This window comes from Psychrosphaera aquimarina, from assembly GCF_032461525.1.
Lineage (GTDB): Bacteria > Pseudomonadota > Gammaproteobacteria > Enterobacterales > Alteromonadaceae > Psychrosphaera > Psychrosphaera aquimarina.
Window position 1 is genome coordinate 631,482 of sequence record NZ_JAWCUA010000007.1, and the last position, 20,559, is coordinate 652,040.

The 20,559-nt window shown below is 39.7% G+C and carries 17 protein-coding genes and 1 pseudogene; all 18 read right to left on the reverse strand.

All coding sequences use genetic code 11. The features are described from left to right. Positions 1–73 precede the first annotated feature (73 nt). Positions 74–1,081: a fumarylacetoacetate hydrolase family protein gene (locus RT723_RS09335; RefSeq protein WP_315946789.1), complete on the reverse strand. Its 1,008-nt coding sequence runs from the start codon at positions 1,079–1,081 to the stop codon at positions 74–76. Then, positions 1,081–1,626, reverse strand: coding sequence for a VOC family protein (locus RT723_RS09340; RefSeq protein WP_216053857.1), 546 nt, complete (start codon positions 1,624–1,626; stop codon positions 1,081–1,083). The genes RT723_RS09335 and RT723_RS09340 overlap by 1 nt, the downstream gene beginning before the upstream one ends. Before the next feature lie 25 nt (positions 1,627–1,651). Further along, positions 1,652–2,734, reverse strand: a complete 1,083-nt coding sequence (gene hppD / locus RT723_RS09345; protein WP_315946790.1) for a 4-hydroxyphenylpyruvate dioxygenase — start codon at positions 2,732–2,734, stop codon at positions 1,652–1,654. 400 nt (positions 2,735–3,134) lie between these two features. Continuing rightward, positions 3,135–4,046 carry a UDP-3-O-acyl-N-acetylglucosamine deacetylase gene (gene lpxC, locus RT723_RS09350; RefSeq protein ID WP_315946791.1) on the reverse strand — a complete coding sequence of 304 codons (912 nt, stop codon included), beginning with the start codon at positions 4,044–4,046 and terminating at the stop codon, positions 3,135–3,137. Positions 4,047–4,136: 90 nt separating this feature from the next. Then, positions 4,137–5,291: a cell division protein FtsZ gene (gene ftsZ, locus RT723_RS09355; protein ID WP_216053854.1), complete on the reverse strand. Its 1,155-nt coding sequence runs from the start codon at positions 5,289–5,291 to the stop codon at positions 4,137–4,139. 25 nt (positions 5,292–5,316) lie between these two features. Then, positions 5,317–6,546 (reverse strand): cell division protein FtsA, encoded by a 1,230-nt coding sequence (gene ftsA, locus RT723_RS09360; RefSeq protein ID WP_216053853.1) that lies wholly within the window; start codon positions 6,544–6,546, stop codon positions 5,317–5,319. Between the two features lie 43 nt (positions 6,547–6,589). After that, a complete protein-coding gene (locus RT723_RS09365; protein WP_216053852.1) occupies positions 6,590–7,315 on the reverse strand; it encodes a cell division protein FtsQ/DivIB in 726 nt (241 codons plus the stop codon). Beyond that, positions 7,315–8,238, reverse strand: a complete 924-nt coding sequence (locus RT723_RS09370) for a D-alanine--D-alanine ligase (protein ID WP_315946793.1) — start codon at positions 8,236–8,238, stop codon at positions 7,315–7,317. The genes RT723_RS09365 and RT723_RS09370 overlap by 1 nt, the downstream gene beginning before the upstream one ends. After that, positions 8,235–9,647, reverse strand: a complete 1,413-nt coding sequence (gene murC / locus RT723_RS09375; protein ID WP_315947186.1) for a UDP-N-acetylmuramate--L-alanine ligase — start codon at positions 9,645–9,647, stop codon at positions 8,235–8,237. Before murC ends, RT723_RS09370 begins: the two co-directional genes overlap by 4 nt. A gap of 37 nt (positions 9,648–9,684) precedes the next feature. Further along, on the reverse strand, positions 9,685–10,815 hold the full coding sequence (gene murG / locus RT723_RS09380) for an undecaprenyldiphospho-muramoylpentapeptide beta-N-acetylglucosaminyltransferase (RefSeq protein ID WP_315946796.1): 1,131 nt from the start codon (positions 10,813–10,815) through the stop codon (positions 9,685–9,687). A 4-nt stretch (positions 10,816–10,819) separates the two neighbouring features. Continuing rightward, positions 10,820–12,010: a cell division protein FtsW gene (ftsW, locus tag RT723_RS09385; protein ID WP_315946797.1), complete on the reverse strand. Its 1,191-nt coding sequence runs from the start codon at positions 12,008–12,010 to the stop codon at positions 10,820–10,822. Then, complete coding sequence (gene murD, locus RT723_RS09390; RefSeq protein WP_315946798.1) at positions 12,007–13,401, reverse strand: UDP-N-acetylmuramoyl-L-alanine--D-glutamate ligase; 1,395 nt, start codon at positions 13,399–13,401, stop codon at positions 12,007–12,009. The genes ftsW and murD overlap by 4 nt, the downstream gene beginning before the upstream one ends. Before the next feature lie 21 nt (positions 13,402–13,422). Continuing rightward, complete coding sequence (gene mraY, locus RT723_RS09395) at positions 13,423–14,505, reverse strand: phospho-N-acetylmuramoyl-pentapeptide-transferase (RefSeq protein WP_216053848.1); 1,083 nt, start codon at positions 14,503–14,505, stop codon at positions 13,423–13,425. Between the two features lie 22 nt (positions 14,506–14,527). After that, a pseudogene (locus RT723_RS09400) lies at positions 14,528–15,971 on the reverse strand (UDP-N-acetylmuramoyl-tripeptide--D-alanyl-D-alanine ligase). Next, positions 15,968–17,461, reverse strand: a complete 1,494-nt coding sequence (locus tag RT723_RS09405; protein WP_315946800.1) for a UDP-N-acetylmuramoyl-L-alanyl-D-glutamate--2,6-diaminopimelate ligase — start codon at positions 17,459–17,461, stop codon at positions 15,968–15,970. The pseudogene RT723_RS09400 and the gene RT723_RS09405 overlap by 4 nt, the downstream one beginning before the upstream one ends. Continuing rightward, the gene (locus tag RT723_RS09410) at positions 17,462–19,309 is read right to left on the reverse strand and encodes a penicillin-binding transpeptidase domain-containing protein (RefSeq protein WP_216053845.1); all 1,848 of its coding nucleotides are present in this window, start codon (positions 19,307–19,309) and stop codon (positions 17,462–17,464) included. It abuts the gene before it with no gap. After that, positions 19,306–19,623, reverse strand: a complete 318-nt coding sequence (ftsL, locus tag RT723_RS09415; RefSeq protein WP_216053844.1) for a cell division protein FtsL — start codon at positions 19,621–19,623, stop codon at positions 19,306–19,308. Before ftsL ends, RT723_RS09410 begins: the two co-directional genes overlap by 4 nt. Further along, complete coding sequence (gene rsmH, locus RT723_RS09420; RefSeq protein ID WP_315946802.1) at positions 19,623–20,558, reverse strand: 16S rRNA (cytosine(1402)-N(4))-methyltransferase RsmH; 936 nt, start codon at positions 20,556–20,558, stop codon at positions 19,623–19,625. The genes ftsL and rsmH overlap by 1 nt, the downstream gene beginning before the upstream one ends. Position 20,559 lies beyond the last annotated feature (1 nt).

The window sequence follows — 20,559 nt, forward strand, 5'->3', positions numbered from 1 at the left end:
AGTAAAAAAAGACCGATTTTCAGGCATAAAAAAACCTCATTTAAATGAGGTTTTCTCTATTACAGCTTTATGTTTACTGTTGCTCTAATGTTTGATTTATTTGACCAAACAAAGATTGACCTTGTTTATCAAACATTTCGATTTGTATCTTGTCACCAAATTGCATAAATGGAGTAGTTGGTTTACCACTTTCGATGGTTTCGATCATTCTAATTTCAGCAATACAGCTGTAACCAACCCCACCATCTTTCACTGGTTTACCTGCACCACCATCTAACTTGTTAGATACAGTGCCAGAACCTATAACGGTGCCTGCACATAATGGACGAGTTTTAGCTGCATGAGCGATAAGTTGACCAAAGTTAAATGTCATATCAACACCCGCTTCTGGCTTGCCAAACATGTCATCGTTTAAAATAGATATTAATGGCAAAGATAACTTACCGTCTTGCCATGCATCACCAAGTTGATCTGGCGTTGCACAAACAGGGCTAAAGGCACTTGATGGTTTAGATTGAAAGAAACCAAACCCTTTACCCAATTCATTTGGGATTAAGCCACGTAATGATACATCGTTTACGATCATCACTAAACGAACGTAATTCAGTGCATCTTCCGCACTAACGCCCATAGGTACGTCACCTGTGATAACAGCAACTTCCGCTTCAAAGTCCACACCAAAACCTTCAGTTTGTGGCATAACAATTGGCGAACGAGGTGCTAAAAAGCTATCTGAACCACCTTGGTACATTAATGGATCTGTCCAGAAGCTAGCAGGCATTTCTGCATTACGAGCCTTACGCACAAGTTCAACGTGATTAACATAAGCACTGCCATCAGCCCATTGATAAGCGCGTGGTAATGGCGATTCACACTCGTTTTGGTCAAAAACATCACCTGCAATTGCACCACTTTCTAAGTCTGCGAATAAAGCATTAAGTTTAGGCCCTACGGCTTCCCAATTGTCTAACGCACTTTGCATTGTCGGTGCGATATCACCGGCAGAAACCATTTTAGTCAGAGCATTATTAACCACAACTAATTTGCCATCACGGCCTGATTTTAAACTTGCTAATTTCATTATTTACTTCCCGGAAAATCTTCACCACTGTGCAACCATGCTGCATGTTGTGGTGCTTTTTTAGTTTTGTCCCACTCGTCTAACATAGCAGGGGCAACACGTTTTAATTCATCTAACATACCTGGTTTCCCAGTATTAGCCGCTAATTCTATACGATGTCCGTTTGGATCAAAGAAGTAAATCGACTTAAATATAGTATGATTAGTTGGCCCTAGTACATCAATACCTGCGGCTTCCAAATTACCTTTTGCTTCTAATAAATCATCCATAGAATCAACTTGAAACGCGATATGTTGAACCCATTCAGGTGTATTCACATCACGTCCCATTTCTGGTGAATTAGGAATTTCAAAAAACGCCAATACATTACCACGACCAGAGTCCATGAAGATATGCATGTAAGGATCAGGGGCACCTGTTGAAGGTACATTATCCTCAGCAATCGCTAACATAAATTCCATGTTTAGTAAGTCGCGATAAAACTCCATGGTTTTTTTCGCATTAATACAACGATAAGCGACGTGATGAATGCCTTGAGTTTTCATAATTACTTCCTACATGTTAGTAATATTATTTATCGTCACCGATAACGCCACGATTCACTTGGTCACGTTCAATGGACTCAAATAACGCCTTGAAGTTACCTTCACCAAAACCATCATCTTCTTTACGTTGAATAAATTCAAAGAAAACTGGACCTAAAGAAGCTTCAGAGAATATTTGTAATAATAATCGAGGTGGTTGATCACTGCCTGTTGTGCCGTCTAATAAAATACCACGCGCCTGTAACTCATCAACAGGTTCACCATGACCTGGTAAACGTTCATCTAGCATTTCGTAATAGGTCGCAGGAGGCGCTGTCATAAACTTAACACCCGACTTCTTCAAACGATCCCAACAAGATATTAAGTCGTCACAAGAAAATGCAATATGCTGAATTCCTTCACCATTATACTGCATTAAAAATTCTTCAATTTGACCACCACCACCTGCTGCTTCTTCATTAAGAGGAATGCGAATTTTTCCGTCTGGTGCGCTCATCGCTTTTGATAACAACCCAGTGTATTCACCTTTAATATCAAAATAACGAATTTCACGGAAGTTAAATAGGTCTTCATAATAAGATGCCCAATAATCCATACGGCCACGGTAAACATTATGCGTTAAGTGATCCAGTGTATGGAAACCACAACCTTCTGGATTACGGTCTGCGCCTTCAACCCAAATAAAATCGATGTCGTAAATAGTATTGGTATCTTTATAACGGTCGATTAAATATAACGTAGCTCCACCAATACCTTTAATAGCTGGTAAGCGTAACTCCATCGGTCCTGTTTCAATATGGACTGGCTGAGCGCCTTTTTTTAATACTTCTGAGTAAGCAAACTGTGCGTCTTTAACTCTGAAAGCTAAACCACAAGCGGAAGGACCGTGTTCTTGTGCATAATAATCTGCGTGGCTGCCTTTTTCATAATTACAGATAAAGCTGATATCACCTTGTCGCCAAAGTTGAACATCTTTTGATTTATGATCAGCAACTTTACTAAAGCCCATTGCAGTAAAGATAGGTTCTAGGATCCCTTTCTCTGGAGCGCAAAATTCTACAAACTCGAATCCGTCTAAACCCATTGGGTTTTCAAATAAATCAGCCACTTTATATTCCTCATTAAACTTCTATGAGCCAGTTTAGGACATTACTATGAATCTGCTCATAGTGTTTCATGTTGTTTAATAAACGCTATGATTATTAATAATCAAGGTTATAAACGGCCTAAACTAACTTCTATTTTGTGGCTGCAATATAGCAAACAGTTTCTAATATTCGCTAATTACAACGCTTAATGTTTAACAGTAAATAAAGGCAACTAATGTTTACAATAAAACCATGACTGCATCATAGTCTTTACACTTTGTTCGAGAGACGTCCAGCCTCTGTGTTTGTGACTAAATTACTGTACAACGTCAGTCAGAATGAGCATCTTAATGAAGGTGGATTAAATAGACAGGCACAAAAAAAGCGCTAAACGCGCTTTCTTTTTAATCAGTGAAGTGATTATGCAAGTTGCGGTAAGCTTTGACTTACTAACTCAGGAGTTTCATTTTCAAAGGTTACATATTCCCAACAATCCTGATTTTTCATCAGTTCAACCAACACTTTATTGTTTAGGTCATGGCCAGATTTAAATGCAACAAACTCAGCTAATAAAGGTTTACCTGTCATGTACAAGTCACCAACTGCATCTAAAATTTTATGTTTAACAAACTCATCGTCATAACGTAAACCGTCTGGATTTAATACACGATATTCGTCCAAAACGATCGCGTTATCCATGTTGCCACCTAACGCTAAATTGTTATTTCTTAAATATTCAATATCACGCATAAAACCGAACGTTCTCGCTCTGCTCACTTCTTTTAAAAATGATTCAGCAGTAATATCTACACTAATACGCTGCGCTGATTTAGAGATAATAGGGTGATCAAATTCAATTTGAAAATCAATTTTAAAACCATCATATGGTCTTAACTCTGCCCATTTATCATCAATTTCTACACGAACTGGTTTAGTGATTTTAATATAACGACGCAATGACTTTTGCTCAACCACTTCTGCTTCTTGTAATAAGAAGATAAATGGCAGTGAACTACCGTCCATGATTGGGATCTCTGCAGAATCAACTTCAACAATTAGATTATCAATTGATAAGCTCGCAATCGCAGCCATTAAATGTTCAGTAGTAGACAAACGTTGATTTTGATCATTAATTAAACACGTGCACATTTGAGTATCACCAACTAATTCTGGCGTAGTCAAAAACTCTGCAACAGGAGACAAGTCCGTACGTAAAAATACAATACCTGTATTATCCGCAGCAGGACGTAAGGTCAAAGTAACCTTTTCACCTTTATGTAAACCAATTCCAGTTGTAGTAACTGAAGATTTGATAGTACGTTGTCTAATCATTAATTTATCTTATTCCCACTAAATATTTTGAGCGTTAAAAAAGTTGAAGGATTATACAGGTAATCCTACCACTTTACAATAGTTTAATATTTAATCAGCTTGTTTACGCAAGAAAGCTGGGATATCGAAATAGTTTTCTTCTTCCGCTTTTTTCTCTTCAGGCTCAATCAAAGCTTGTTGCTCTTGCATAGGCTTAGGCTGTTGCATCGCACTTGGTTGAGATGACATTCCAGATGTCCCTGTCGCTGCAATTGGTGCTGCTGGAACTAAAGAGATATCAGCACGTTTATCACCGCCGATGCCAGTAGCAACAACCGTCACTCTTAGCTCATCTTGCATTTCCATATCAATAACGGCACCAACAACAACCGTTGCATTTTCAGATGCAAAGGCTTTTACAGTATTACCAACTGTTTCAAACTCTTCAATGCTAATGTCTAAGCCTGCTGTAATATTAACCAGAATACCTTTGGCACCGGCTAAGTCAATATCTTCCAATAGAGGAGAAGATATTGCCGCTTCAGCAGCTTCTTGTGCTCGGTCTGCACCAGATGAGGAACCAGTTCCCATCATAGCAGTGCCCATTTCAGACATTACCGTTCGTACGTCGGCGAAATCCACGTTAATTAAACCTGGACGAGTAATTAGTTCAGCAATACCTTGAACAGCGCCAAGAAGAACATTATTTGCTTCTTTAAACGCATCTAACAGGCTTGTTTTAGGACCTAGTACTTTTAATAATTTGTCGTTTGGAATTGTGATCAAAGAGTCAACACTACGAGCTAATTCTTCAATACCATGTTCAGCAAAACCTAAACGTTTTTTACCTTCAAAACCAAACGGTTTAGTTACTACAGCAACAGTTAATATACCGAGTTCTTTTGCTATTTCAGCAACAACTGGTGCAGCACCAGTACCGGTACCGCCACCCATGCCTGCTGCGATAAAGATCATATCCGCACCTTCCATAGATGCTGCAATATTGTCTCTATCTTCAAGCGCAGATTGACGCCCAATATCAGGATTTGCGCCAGCGCCTAACCCTTTAGTCACTGCGGTTCCTAATTGTAATGTTAGGCCTGCAGCAGAGTTACGTAATGCCTGTGCATCTGTATTCGCTGCAACAAAATCAACGCCTTCGATAGATGCTTTAACCATATGATCAATAGCATTACCGCCGCCGCCGCCTACACCAAATACTTTAATGACCGCTTCTTCGTTATGATTATCCATTAACTCAATCATCGTCACACTCTCCGTCTAAAATTCTTTAAAATTCGCCTTTGAACCAACTAGCTACTCTATGCCACCAACTTTGTTCTTTTTCTTCGTCGTTAGATTGTTGTTTTTCCATTCCATATAGCAACAAACCTACAGCTGTAGCATAACTAGGATCTTGTACATATTCTGTTAGTCCTTTGACACCCACAGGTGTACCAATTCGTACAGGCATTTGGAAAACTTGCTCAGCATATTCAACAGCGCCTTTCATTTTCGACGTTCCACCTGTTAAAACTATGCCCGCAGCTATTTGATCTTCCAAGCCTGACTTTCGAATTTCATCCAAAATCAATTCAAATATTTCCTGGTATCTAGGCTCTATTACTTCTGCTAACGTATGTCGAGACATCGTTCTTGCAGGGCGACCACCAACACTAGGAACTTCTATACTTTCTTCAGCACTGGCTAAATTTCGATAAGCCGCGCCGTATTTAACTTTAATATCTTCTGCATGACTAATTGGGGTGCGGAAAATTTTAGCTATATCATTGGTTACCTGATTACCCGCAATAGGCAGAACCGCAGAATGTCTAATTGCACCATTGGCATAAATAGCGATATCTAACGTACCACCACCCATATCAACAACACATACACCTAATTCTCTTTCATCATCAGTTAGAACAGAATAACTTGAGGCTAATGCACTAAAAATCAACTGGTCTTCTTTTAATTCACATCGCTCAACACATTTTACTATGTTTTTTGCCATGTCATTGGCACAAGTAATGATATGAACTTTTGCTTCCATTCTTACACCCGACATACCAACAGGGCTCTTGATCCCTTCTTGCATGTCGACAGAAAACTCTTGCGGTAATACATGCAACATTTTTCGTTCTGCTGCCATAGGTACCGCTTTTGCTGCGTGAATAACGTTCTCAACATCTTCCGATGTTACTTCTGAATCATTAATTGGCACCATGCCACTTTCGTTTTGACACGATATGTGTTTGCCACTTATCGCTAAATAAACCGAAGATATACGGCAATCCGCCATTAACTCAGCTTCATTAATAGCGCGTTGTACAGAGCCAATAACTAAATTTAAGTCATTAACTCCGCCTTTATCCATACCATGACTAACATGATGTCCAACACCAACAATACTTATCTGTTGATCTGGGGTAATTTCACCAACCACAGCAGTTACTTTAGAAGTACCTACATCTAAACCGACTATTAAATTACGGTCGTTGGCCTTTGCACTTGAGTTCATACTATCCGCTTATCGCACTTATTATATGTTTTAATTATTATATTTATTGCCATGACACGGCTAAACCTATGTCATAACGTAAATCTACACGAGCTATCTTTTTGTTACCATATTCAGCCAACAAAGGCTGTAAATCTAAAAAACGTTGTACTCTAGACATCTTATCCGAACGACCTAAATTTAGGTGAATGCCTGATTTTAACCACAACTGCCAAGCGTACCGCTCAGACAAAACTAACTCGCTAATTTTAAAGTTATGTAGCTTCAACAGATATTGCATATCCACATAACCTTTTAATACATCTTTTTCATTTCCCTCTGGCCCGTAAAGCCGTGCCAGAGTGTTGTCTACTTTAACACCATTAGCGTAAAAAACGTCACCAAATTTGTTTAAAAGTAAATCATTATTCCAAATCGCAAACGCTTCTTGCTCTACAATGTAAACATGAAGCTTTCTTGGCCACTCTTTACGGATAGAAGCACTGTAAACCCAAGGGTTTTCTTCAATCTGATTTTGCAGTCTATCCACGTCTAAAGTAAAAAAACTGCCATCTAATTTTTGGCCAATTTTAGCTTCTAGCTGCTCAGCACTTAAATATTTAAAGTTTCCATGAACAACAACCGAATTTATCGGCGAATCATTTTTACTTTGTGCCCAATCGAACAGAGCATTATACCCCCATATAATGAATAAAATAACCGTTAAAAAGAAAACAATTCCAACTAAAAAGCTAGAGTGTCTCCATTTTTTAAGCGGTTTTTCTACCATTAACGACTACCTTGTAAAATTTTCGTTACTAAGGTTGCAAAATCCATATTAGTTGCAGCTGCAGCCTTAGGTACTAATGAGGTTTCTGTCATGCCAGGAACCGTATTTACTTCCAACACGTTTAACTGATTATTTTCACCAATAATGAAATCGACACGTCCCCAACCTGAGGCACCAACAATGTTAAAAACTTTGACCGCTACATCTTGAATTTCTTTGGTTAGTTCGGCATCCAAAGGCGCTGGACATAAATATTCTGTGTCGCCTGTTATGTATTTAGCGTCGTAGTCATAAAACTCATGAGAGGTACGCATTTCAATTATTGGCAACGCCACACCATTTAAGATACTTACCGTAACTTCACGGCCAGTCACCCATTGTTCAATTAATAATTCATCGTCGTAATTAAAGGCATTTTCAATTGCGGCTTTTAACTGCTCAACCGAATGCGCTTCTGACATACCAATGCTTGAACCTTCATTTGCAGGCTTAACCATCACTTTGCCATCTAACTGAGATAAAATCGCTTGGCAATCAAATTCATCGCCTTTAGTCACAACACAAAATGGTGCCGTTGGTAATTGCGCCCCTAAGAACAAATACTTGCTACGAACCTTATCCATTGCAAAGGCAGAACCTTGAGCACTGCTACCAGTGAAAGGCAATCCCATATAGGTTAATGCCCCTTGTAACGTACCATCTTCACCGCCTCGACCATGTAAAACAATAAACACACGATCAAACTTGTGTGTTATTAAGTCGGTTAACGGACTGTCTTTCGGATCAAATTTATGAGCATCAAAACCTTGAGCAAGCAAAGCTTTTAATACAGCCGCGCCAGAATTCAACGAGACGGAACGTTCAGCAGACTCGCCACCAAACATGACGGCTATTTTTCCAAAGGCTTTAACATCTAAGCTCATAACTCAGTTACCTCAGCTAATTTTTCAATTTTCATTTCACAAGCAACCAAGGTTTTTAATACTGAATTTATATTGCCAGCGCCTTGGGTAATAACGATATCACCATCTTTTATCACATTAGCTAATTCGCTTGGCAAGTTAGCGGGTTGTGCAACAAAAATAGGGTCAATCAAATTACGAACTCGTATAGACTGAGCTAAACTGCGACTGTCTGCCCCAACAATTGGCTTTTCACCTGCGGCGTACACATCGAGTAATAACAAACAATCTACCTTTGATAACACTCTAATAAAATCGTCGTATAAATCATTGGTACGACTGTATCTATGTGGTTGATAACACATCACTATACGTTTATCAGGCCATGCAGCTCGAACCGCTGCGATAGTAGCGGCGACCTCAGTTGGATGATGTCCATAATCGTCCATCAACTTAACCACACCACGCCCTGTTTCAAAATCACCGTATTGCTGAAAACGACGACCTATGCCTTCAAACTTTTGCAAGGCCGCAATGATATAATTATCATCAATACCTTCCTCATGAGACACCGCAATTGCAGCTGTTGCATTAAGCGCGTTATGCACTCCAGGTAAATTAAGAGTGATGTTTATACTTTTACTGTTATAACTAACAACAAATGATGTTTGAGTGCCGGTTTGTTTAAAGTCACTGATCACATAATCATTGGTTTCTTTAAATCCGTAAGTCACCACTCTGCGACCTAAATTTGTACATATCTCTTGAACTACGTCGTCGTCACCACATACTGCAGCCAGTCCGTAAAACGGCAAGTTATGTAAAAATTCGATGTAGGTTTTTTTCATTTTTTCAAAATCACCACCATAGGTTTCCATATGGTCCGCTTCGATATTCGTTACCACTGAAATCATAGGTTGTAGGTGTAAAAATGAAGCATCACTTTCATCCGCTTCCGCAATTAAATAATTACCTTTACCTAACCGTGCATTGGTCCCTGCACTATTTAATAGACCACCTATGATGAAGGTAGGGTCTTTTTTAGCTTCGGCAAAAATACTGGCAATTAGACTGGTTGTCGTCGTCTTCCCGTGTGTACCAGAAATTGCGATACCAAAACGAAAACGCATTAGTTCCGCCAACATTTCAGCTCGACGTACAATTGGAATTCGACGTTTACGGGCCGTTTGAATTTCAATGTTTGACTCATCAATTGCACTGGATACAACCACAACACTGACATTGATCAGGTTTTCTTCTTTGTGGCCAATATTTACTGTCGCACCTTGTGTTCTTAATCTTTGGGTGACTGCATTTTCATTTATATCTGAACCGGCTACTTGATAACCTTCATTTAATAAAACTTCCGCAATACCGCCCATTCCTGCGCCACCAATACCCACAAAGTGAATAGTGTTTAATCGGCGCATCGATGTATTTACGAAGTTAGCTTGAATACTCAATTACTTATTTCCATGTCTGGCACAACTCAACCATACGGTCGGTTGTGGTTAAAATTGCTTGTTGTTTTGCATTTATTTGCATTTGGTTGATTCTATTCGGATCATTAATCAACTCTACTAACGTCGAAACAAGCTTTTGTTTAATTTCATTTTGAGGCATTAGTACCGCCGCCTCTTTTTCTACCAACCAATTTGCATTGGCTGTTTGGTGATCGTCTACCGCATATGGTAATGGGATGAATACCCCTACATTTCCCGATGCGGCCAATTCAGAAACCGTCAACGCGCCAGCGCGGCATATTACCAAATCCGCCCATGATAAAACAGACGGCATATCATCAATGAACTCATCGATTACTACCGATAACTCTGCAACCTCTGCTGAATTTTTGCATTTATCATATTCGTCAGTAACACTTAATTTGTTGCCTTTACCTACTTGATGGTGAACCTTCACCTCCAAACCTAACGCTTGTAATTGGTAAAATACATGAGGTAACTGCTGGTTTAATGCCCGAGCACCTAAACTACCACCTATTACCAAAATCCTAATTGCGTCCTGCCCAGTCAATACTCGTTTTGGCATATTGTTTAATTGAGCAATATCCATTCTTACCGGATTACCAACTACCTCGGTTTGTATCTTAGGCAATGATTGTTTTGCATTTGGGAATGCTAACAAAGTATGTTTTGCTACCTTAGATAACCAACGATTCGTCATTCCGGCAATCGCATTTTGTTCATGTATAATTAACGGTAAACCTAAAGACCAAGCTGCAATGCCCCCCGGTCCAGATGCATAACCACCAAAACCAATGACTAAATTAGGTTTTAACTTTTTGAATATCGCCCTGGCTTGCAACCATGCTTTTAACAGCATAAATGGTGCTTTAACTAAACGTTTTATGCCATTACCACGTACGCCTTTAACATCAATATAGTGAATCGATATGTCATGTTTAGGCACTATATCCGCTTCCATTTTGTCAGCGGTACCCATCCACTGAACATCCCATCCTTCAGCCATTAAAGACTTTGCTAACGCTAAACCAGGAAAGATATGTCCACCGGTACCACCCGCCATGATCACTGCGCGTTTAGTTTGGATAGGACTATTATTACTTGAGTTATTCATTGGTTTACTCATTGGATAACTCATCTTTTTCTGTCCGTTCAAGCGCACGGGTTTCAAAGTCAATTCTTAATACAATGGCAATCGCAATACTAAACACAATCAAACTACTTCCACCGTACGAAATAAAAGGTAGTGTTAATCCTTTAGTCGGTAACATGCCTGTACTCGCACCAATATTTACAAACACCTGAAAGGCAATCCAAATGCCAATTGCATAGGCAAAAAAACCATTATAATGTTGCGATTTTTCCATCGCTAAACGGCCTACATTTAAAATTTTATAAACTAGCCAACCCAACATCATGACCAAAATACTTAACCCAACAAAACCAATTTCTTCTGCAATGACGGCCGCAATAAAGTCAGTATGTGACTCAGGTAAATAATCCAGTTTTTGGATACTATTGCCCAATCCTAATCCAGACCAACTTCCTCGTCCGTAAGCCATTAAAGACTGAGTTAACTGATAACCACTACCAAACGGGTCCGCCCAAGGATCAACAAAAGACACCACTCGTCTCATTCGGTACGGCTCTAACATAATCAAAGTCCAAACCGCTAATAAACCACTGGCAATTAATGCTATAAACTGCCAAATCTTTGCACCAGCTAAAAACAACAAAGCAACCGTGGTCACAAACATGACGATAACGGTACCTAAATCTGGTTGCATTAGTAATAAAACTGCCAATATCATAAACACGACTAACGGCTTGGCAAAACCAATTACATTTTCTCTTAACTGTTCATGCTGTCTTACTAAGTAACCGGCCAAAAAGCTAAAGAAGAATAACTTTGCAACTTCAGCAGCTTGTAAATTAAATATGCCTAAAGACAACCAACGTCGACTCCCGTTCACTGTCGAGCCAATTAATAACACCGCGACCAAGAGCAAAATCGCAACAAACAGTAGCTCCATATTAAAACGTTGCCACCACTGCATTTTGAAAAACAACACAGTCAACATGGCGGTTAACGCAATAAAAATAAACGCCGCATGTTTGATTGAAATGTAGTATTCATTGTTATAAATCTTTTCCGACACAGGCAGTGATGCCGATGTCACCATCACCCAACCAAACGCCATTAACGCTAAAACCAAAAACAACAAACCACGGTCATATAACGCCGGAGTGGTTTCTTTTAATTTGTTTCGTTTAGTTAAACTAACTAAACCAAAACCAATTCTACTCATTTATTTAATCCGCTAATGGCAGCTAACACATTCTGTTTAAAGTCTGCGCCACGGTGTTGGTAATTTTTATACATATCAATACTGGCACATGCAGGTGATAACAAAACAATGTCGCCCTGCTCTACCAGTTTCATCGATTGATTTACGGCTTCTGACATATTGCTCACTAAAACCAATTGTTCTGGTTTTAAAAAATCCACAAATTTGGTTTTGTCTTTGCCAAACGCAATAACTTTTTTAACATGTTTGTTAATGTCAGCTTGCAGTTCAGACAGGTCAGCACCTTTTGCATCACCGCCGGCAATGAGTACTATATTTTTATTGTCATTTTTTGATAGACCATTTAACGCCGCTTGTGTCGACGCGATATTGGTCGCTTTAGAATCATCCACAAACAACACACCATTAGCATCCGCAATAAATTTACAACGGTGTGGCAAACCAGAAAAATGGCTCAAGTTATGAAATTCAGCCACAGGATCAACACCTATCGCATTAGCTAATGCCAATACAACGATGGCATTTAATCCATTATGAGAACCGGATAAAGACAGCTGTCCCAAATTACCTATGACTTCATTATTCAGACATAAATCTTCGGTTTCATTATTAAAGTACCAGTAATTTTCAGCACGTGATTGAGCTTCCGTACCAAATGCATGAACCTTATTGCAGTTTAATAACGGCTTAGTTTCAAAGTCGTCATTGTTGTAGAGGCACAGCTTTGAGTGATGATAAATACGTAATTTTGAACGACCATATTCAGAAAATGATTCATATCTGTCCATATGATCAGGCGTGACATTTAATACCGTCGCCGCTTCACAAATAAGGCTGTGAGTAGACTCCAATTGGAAACTGGATAATTCCATAATGTAAACATCGACTGGTTCACCGTTATAGCCGTATTCAATCACATCTAATACTGGCACACCAAAATTGCCACAGGCCACTGCATTTTTTCCCATGCGACCAAGAAAGTCTTCTAACCAAGCAACTACCGTAGATTTACCATTTGAGCCTGTCACTGCGATAACGGGTTTGGTATTTATTCTTGCAAACAATTCCACATCACAAAAAACATTTTCGTTATAACGCTGCGCATTGGCTAATGCAGGTTCCTTTAAACTGATCCCTGGACTGACAATGACATAATCAAATTCTTTAAACTCATCAAGCTTAAATTCACCAAACTTACGTTCAACTTGATTTAAAAACTGCTGATCTTTTTCGGCAACCGGTGGGGTTAATCTAGAGTCAAATACCTTTGGGAAAACACCTTTATTTAACAAAAACCTAAGTGCCGACATCCCTGACATACCAATACCAACGATCGCCACATTACTACTTTGTAATTCTTCGATAAATTCATTGTTTAACGTATCAGTCATATTATTCACTTCTCTATAAGATTAACGAAGTTTAAGTGTAGCTAAGCCGATCAACACTAAGATCAAAGAGATGATCCAAAAACGCACGATAACACGAGGTTCAGGCCAACCACTTAACTCATAATGATGATGAATTGGTGCCATTTTAAATACCCGTTCGCCGCGTAATTTAAATGAACCAACTTGTAAAATAACCGACATGGTTTCCATGACAAATACACCGCCCATGATAAATAACACTAACTCTTGACGAACCAAAACCGCAATGATGCCTAATGCTCCACCCAATGCCAAAGAGCCAACATCGCCCATAAATACTTGTGCTGGATATGTGTTAAACCATAAGAACCCAAGCCCTGCACCAACAATAGCGGTACATACAACGGTTAATTCATCCGCTTGAGGGATATAAGGTATGTGTAAGTATTCTGCAAAGTTTACATTACTGGTTAAATACGCCATTAACGACAATGCGCCAGCCACCATAATCGTAGGAACTATGGCAAGCCCATCTAAGCCGTCTGTTAAATTCACCGCATTACTGGTACCAACTACCGTAAAGTACACAACCAATAAGTACATTAAACCAAGTTGTGGCATCACATCTTTAAAGAAAGGAACGATTAATGAGGTTTCAGCAGGATTCTCTGCCGTCATGTATAAAAATACGGCAACACCAATAGCAATCACCGATTGCCAAAAATATTTCCAACGCGCAATCAAACCTTTACTGTCTTTGCGTATAACTTTGCGGTAATCATCAACAAATCCCACTAAGCCGTAACCGACAACAACCGTCATCACAACCCAGACATATTTATTGGATAAATCTGCCCACATTAAGGTACTAAATACAATTGCACCAAGTATTAGAATGCCACCCATTGTGGGCGTTCCAGATTTGGATAAATGACTTTCAGGTCCATCATCTCTAATGGTTTGCCCAATTTGCATAAGCTGCAAACGTCGTATCAGTTTGGGACCAAAATATAATGACAACACCATAGCAGTAAGTACACTTAGAATGGCTCTAAATGTTAAGTATGAAAACACGTTAAACCCAGAGTAAAACTGAGTTAAATATTCCGCTAACCAAACTAACATAACCTTACCTTTATTATTTTTATTAATTGCTTAAATTATTATCAGCGATTATTTGTTCAACTATCTGTTCCATCTTGGCACTTCGAGAGCCTTTTAATAGAATGGATATAGAACAATCAGCGTCTTTAATCAGCTGATTTAATCTTGAAATTACATTTTGTTGACTAGAAAAATGTTCGCCTTTTTGTTCCATTGCCGATGACGCACTTTGGCTTAATACACCAATTGACAACAAAACATCGATATTCTGCTCGCTGGCATATTCGCCAACATCTTGATGGTAACGTCTGGCACCTGAACCAAGTTCCGCCATATCACCTAAGACAAATATTTTTTTGCCTTGATACCCCGACAATAGAATCAATCGCCGCTTTAGCCGATTGAACATTGGCATTGTAGGTATCATCAATCACTAACAGTGAATCAGTAACTTGGTGCAAGTTAACGCGGCCTTTCACTGATTGCATAGCTAACAAACCGTTTTTTATATCTTCTAAATCTGCACCAACTGAGTAACAGGCGGCGGCGGCGGCTAATGCATTATTAACGTTATGTTTACCCGGGATAACCAACTCAACATCAATTTGCTGTTGCTCACCTTTTTTCAGATCTAACTTTAATGTAAAGCTCGCACAGCCTAACTTGTTCAAGGTAATATTAGAGGCCGTTATAGCTTGACCTTTTGAAGTAAGATCCGGATTGAAGCCAAATTGAATAATGTTGTTTTCACTATTTTCAAACTTGTCATTAAGGCGAGTTAACCAATATTCTTTATATTCAGAATCACCATTAACGATGGCAATGCCGGTTTGGCTTAAGCTATTAAATATTTCACCTTTAGCGCGCACGACACCATATATATCGCCAAATCCTTCTAAATGCGCTTCTGCTACATTATTAAGAATGGCCACATCCGGTTGAGTCAATTCTGTGGTGTAAGCAATTTCACCTATGTGGTTGGCGCCTAATTCGATAACTGCATACTCATGACTTGGCTCTAAACGCATTAACGTATGCGGAACCCCAATTTCATTGTTGAAATTGCCATTCGTGGCTAATACGTTGCCTTTTTGAGCCAAAATAGCCGCACACATTTCTTTCACTGAGGTTTTACCTACGCTGCCTGTGATAGCAATAGTTTTTGGCTTAACCGTAGCCGCAACTTTCGCTGCCAGTTTGCCGTATGCAATTAAAGTGTCTTTGACTATAAACTGAGGAATATCAACAGGACTTGGCGTATCAACGATAACGGCAACGGCACCTTTGTCTTTTACTTGTCCGATAAACGCATTGCTATCAAAGTTAGGGCCGCGCAAAGCAACAAAAACATGCCCAGCTTCAATGGTTCTGCTGTCCGTAGAAAATGCCGATATTCCTTGTTGTTCAAGTTCTACTGGTACATTAACAATTTGTTCGTCGGTTAATGATAAGGTATCAATAATCCATTTTAGCGAGACATTAATCATATCATGCCCCCATGAGTGGTTAACGCCAGCATGGCTTTTTCTACATAATCACGTTCATTGTAATCAATGGATTCTTTACCGATAACCTGATAAATCTCGTGCCCTTTTCCGGCAATTAAAATAGCGTCACTGGCGGTTGCCGTTCTTAACGCTAAATCAATGGCCTCTTTACGACTTTTAATTATTTGATAATTATTTCCAGACATACCCGCTTCAATGTCAGCGATGATTGTGTCTTCTGATTCCGTTCTTGGGTTGTCATTTGTGATGATCACATGATCAGCATGTTGCTCAGCTAATTTACCCATAATTGGACGTTTGCTAACATCACGCTCACCACCACAACCAAATATGACATAAAGCTCACCCGTTAAGTGTTTACGCACTGCTAACAGGGACTGCTCTAACGCATCGGGAGTATGAGCATAATCCACTACAGCCACAGGTAAATTAGGTTTAACAAATAACTCTAATCGCCCCGGCACCGGTCTTAATTGACTAAAATGTGCTGCTACTATCGGCCAATTCAACGTCAGAGCCGTTGCAAACACAGCTGCTAGATTTAAGCAGTTAAACTCACCATAAATAGGTAACTGTAAAAAACACGTTTCTTTAGCCCCGATAACTTGCCATTCAATGTCGATAGACAAACCATGAACATGGCATTCAAAACCACGAATAAACACATAATCGGAATAGGCTTTAACACTTTCTGATTGGCCAAAAGCAACCACACGAGTTTGATTTGCCACCATGTCGGCTATACGACGACCATATTGGTCATCTACATTCAGTACGGCACACTTTGGTAGATATTCAGTAAATAATTTCGCTTTAGCGTTAAAATATGACTCCATGTTTCCATGGTAATCAAGGTGGTCCAAAGTCAAATTAGTGAAAATGGCAACGTCGAGATCTAATCCTTCGATTCGCCCCTGGTCTAACGCATGAGAAGACACTTCCATGGTCAAAGAGCCATAATTTTTGGCAGAAAATTGTTTTATTAAACGATAAATCTCTGTCACACCCGGCGTTGTATTACTGCTAGGTTGTAAATCATTGATTGAACCTGTGCCAATGGTGCCAATCACAGCAGACTCTTGCTGCAAACAAATTTGGCTTAACTGGGCTAATAAATGACTAATCGACGTTTTACCATTGGTCCCCGTAACACCAATAACCGGCATAGGCACGGACTGATCTTTTACATAAAACTCTTTAGCGATGGTGGCGAGTTTTTTCTCTAAGCCTTCAACTAAAATCACATTATCTAATTTATGGTACGACGTTTTATCACAAGCATCCGACACTAAAATAGCAACAGCCCCTAACTCCAATGCACTATTTATGTACAATGAACCATCTTGGTCAAAGCCTTTAGTGGCAATGAAAATATCACCCGGCGTTACTTGTCTACTGTCAGGGATTAAACGTGCAGAAGGCTCAAGTACAACTTGAGCCTTTTTAATTGCTGTTCTATATCTTGCCAATTACTCATCGGCACTCTCCCGCCTTACATTGGCCAATTGAATTTTGGAATCACCCAGCGCATCCGGCGCAACATTTAATGTTCTTAACGTTTGCCTCATAATTTTTGCAAAGGTAGGGGCAGCGGTTTCGCCACCATAATAATAATCACCTTTAGGTTCATTGATCACCACAACGACCGCAACTTCTGGATTCGAGACCGGGCCAACCCCCGCAAATACATTGACATAGTCGTTACCATAACCTCCACCAACGGCTTTAATACTGGTACCCGTTTTACCTGCGACGCGGTAACCTTTCACAATGGCGCGTTTACCAGAACCTGTTGCACTGACCACACTTTCCATCATATTTAATACGTCATTGGCAATGTCTTTACTGATCACTTGTTGTTCTGGTTTAGTCAGTTGTGTTTTCACAATAGATAAAGGTTTACTAATGCCACCAGCGCCTATAGTGGTATACATTTTCACTAACTGTGCGGCTGTCACTGAAATTCCGTAACCATAGGATAAGGTGGCCACTTCAATGTCAGACCAACGTCTGCGTTCATTAAATATACCTGTACTTTCACCGACTAAATCTAATCCGCTGTAATCCACTAATCCCATGCGGTAAAAAATATCTAAAAACGACTCTTTAGGGGTAGATAAAGCTAATTTACTAGAGCCCATATTTGATGAATATTTAAGTACATCTGCCAAACTAATTTGGCCTCGGTTTCTTGGATCAGAAACTCGACTCCCGCCAATACGCATATAACCCGGTGAGGTATCCACTAAATCTAACGTGCCGTAAGAGCCATAATCCAACGCATTAATAACCGATAATGGTTTTACGGTTGAACCCGGTTCAAAGGTGTCGGTAATAGCACGGTTACGTATTCTACGTAGTGGCACATTGTTACGGTTATTAGGGTTAAATGATGGACTATTAACCATAGCTAAAACTTCAGCCGTTTTAACATCAACCACAATGGCTGAGCCTGAAGTGGCTTCGTATGTTTGCACTGCTTTTTTTAGTTCTTGATAAACGGCCGATTGAATACGTTGATCTATGGTCAATACAACGTTTTGCGGTTTAGAGCCTTTTTGCTCTTCCAACACTTCAATTTCGCGACCTTTGGCATCTTTAATTATTTTACGTTTGCTTGGTGTACCCACCATCCAATCGTTATGGCGTAATTCGACCCCTTCGATGCCTTTACCATCAATATTGGTAAAGCCAACAATATGCGCCGTGATCTCTCCGGCAGGATAATAACGTTTTGATTCTTCTCTTAAGCGCACACCCGGTATACGTAATTGCTCAACATAATCGGCAACCACTGGATTGGTTTTACGTTTTAAATAAATAAAACGCTTTTTAGCGTTATTGGTAATACGGGCAAGTAACTCATGTTCTTCCATGTCTAACACTTTGGCTAGCGCTTCCCAGCGTACATCGGTTTCAAACTCTGGATATTCAAGTACTTGTTTAGGGTCAGCCCAAATAGTTTGTACCGGTACACTTACGGCTAACTCAACACCGTTTCTGTCGGTGATCATGCCACGCTGGATGGTGCCTTCTTTAATACGAACCGTACGATTATCACCTTCCATACGTAAACGATCTGGTTGGATAATTTGTAAATAGGCAGCTCTTGAAACAACAGTACCAAACACTAAAACTAAGGACACAACGACAAACTGAAAGCGCCAACGATTGAATCCCGGCTTAGCGATTTGTTTGGCTTGTTTGTTGGATTTACTGCTGTGCGGTTTATTATTACCCGACTTGGCACTCGAAGACTTTCGATTACTCGTTTGTTTATTTTTTGACTTGGATGATTTATTTAACCAATCTTTCATGGCAAGGTCACCACCACTTCTTCATCCGTAGTAGGACGATTCATACCAAGACGATTGCGAGCGATATTTTCAACTCGGCTGTGTTCGGCCAAAGACCGCTGTTCTAATAACAAATGGCGCCAGCGTAGGTCGATATCATCGCGTTGTTGCAACAATACGTCCTGTTGGATCACCATTTGTCGGTTAAGCTGCGCCCAATGAACCACTGCGATGGCAAAGATCACATTGAGCAACAGGAGCCCCATTGTAAGTTTGTACTTACCGATGTCCTTAAAAATCAATTTTGCTAACTGACTGTCTATTGTTTTTTTCATTATGGCAATCTTTCAGCGACTCTAAGAACGGAGCTTCGCGCACGGCTATTTCTAGCAATTTCTTCATCAGAAGGTTTATAAGCTTTGCCAATTGGCTTTAACTTAATCCCCTGATTTAACTCGGCTTCTGTAATAGGCATACCACGTGGTACTTGTTTGCCTTGACTTTCCTTACGAATAAACTGTTTTACAATACGGTCTTCTAACGAATGGAAACTGATCACTGACAGTCGTCCACCCGGTGCTAATACGTTTAATGAAGCCTCTAACGCCGCTTCAATTTCTACCAATTCACTGTTGATATAAATACGAATACCTTGGAAAGTACGCGTTGCTGGATGTTTTTTCTCAGCTTTACTTTTAGGTACAGTCGCAGCAACTAATGTGGCTAAATCCGTAGTGGTTAAAATGGGGGATTCATCACGCACTTCTACAATTTTTCTTGCCACACGTTTAGCAAATTTTTCTTCACCGTACGTCTTTAAAGCAAATGCAATATCTTCTTCTGCCGCTTTAGCTAACCATGCCGCAGCACTAATACCATTAGTATTGTCCATGCGCATATCTAAAGGGCCCGGTTTCATAAAACTAAAACCACGATCCGCTTCATCCAGCTGTGGTGAAGATACCCCTAAATCCATCAAAATACCGTCAACTTTGCCAACCAATTCATGTTTTTCAACAATGGCTTGTAGTTGTGAAAATGGGGAATGATCAATATGAAAACTGGGGTTATCGGCAAATTTCTTTGCCTCTTCTATTGCCGTTGGATCTCGGTCAATCGCGTATAAACGACCATCACTATTAAGTTGTTTTAAAATCTCGCCAGAATGACCACCGCGACCAAATGTACAATCGATATAAATACCATTTGGCTTAATTGCCAAAGCATCAATTGATTCTTTTAATAAAACCGAAACGTGCGCTTCTGTCATT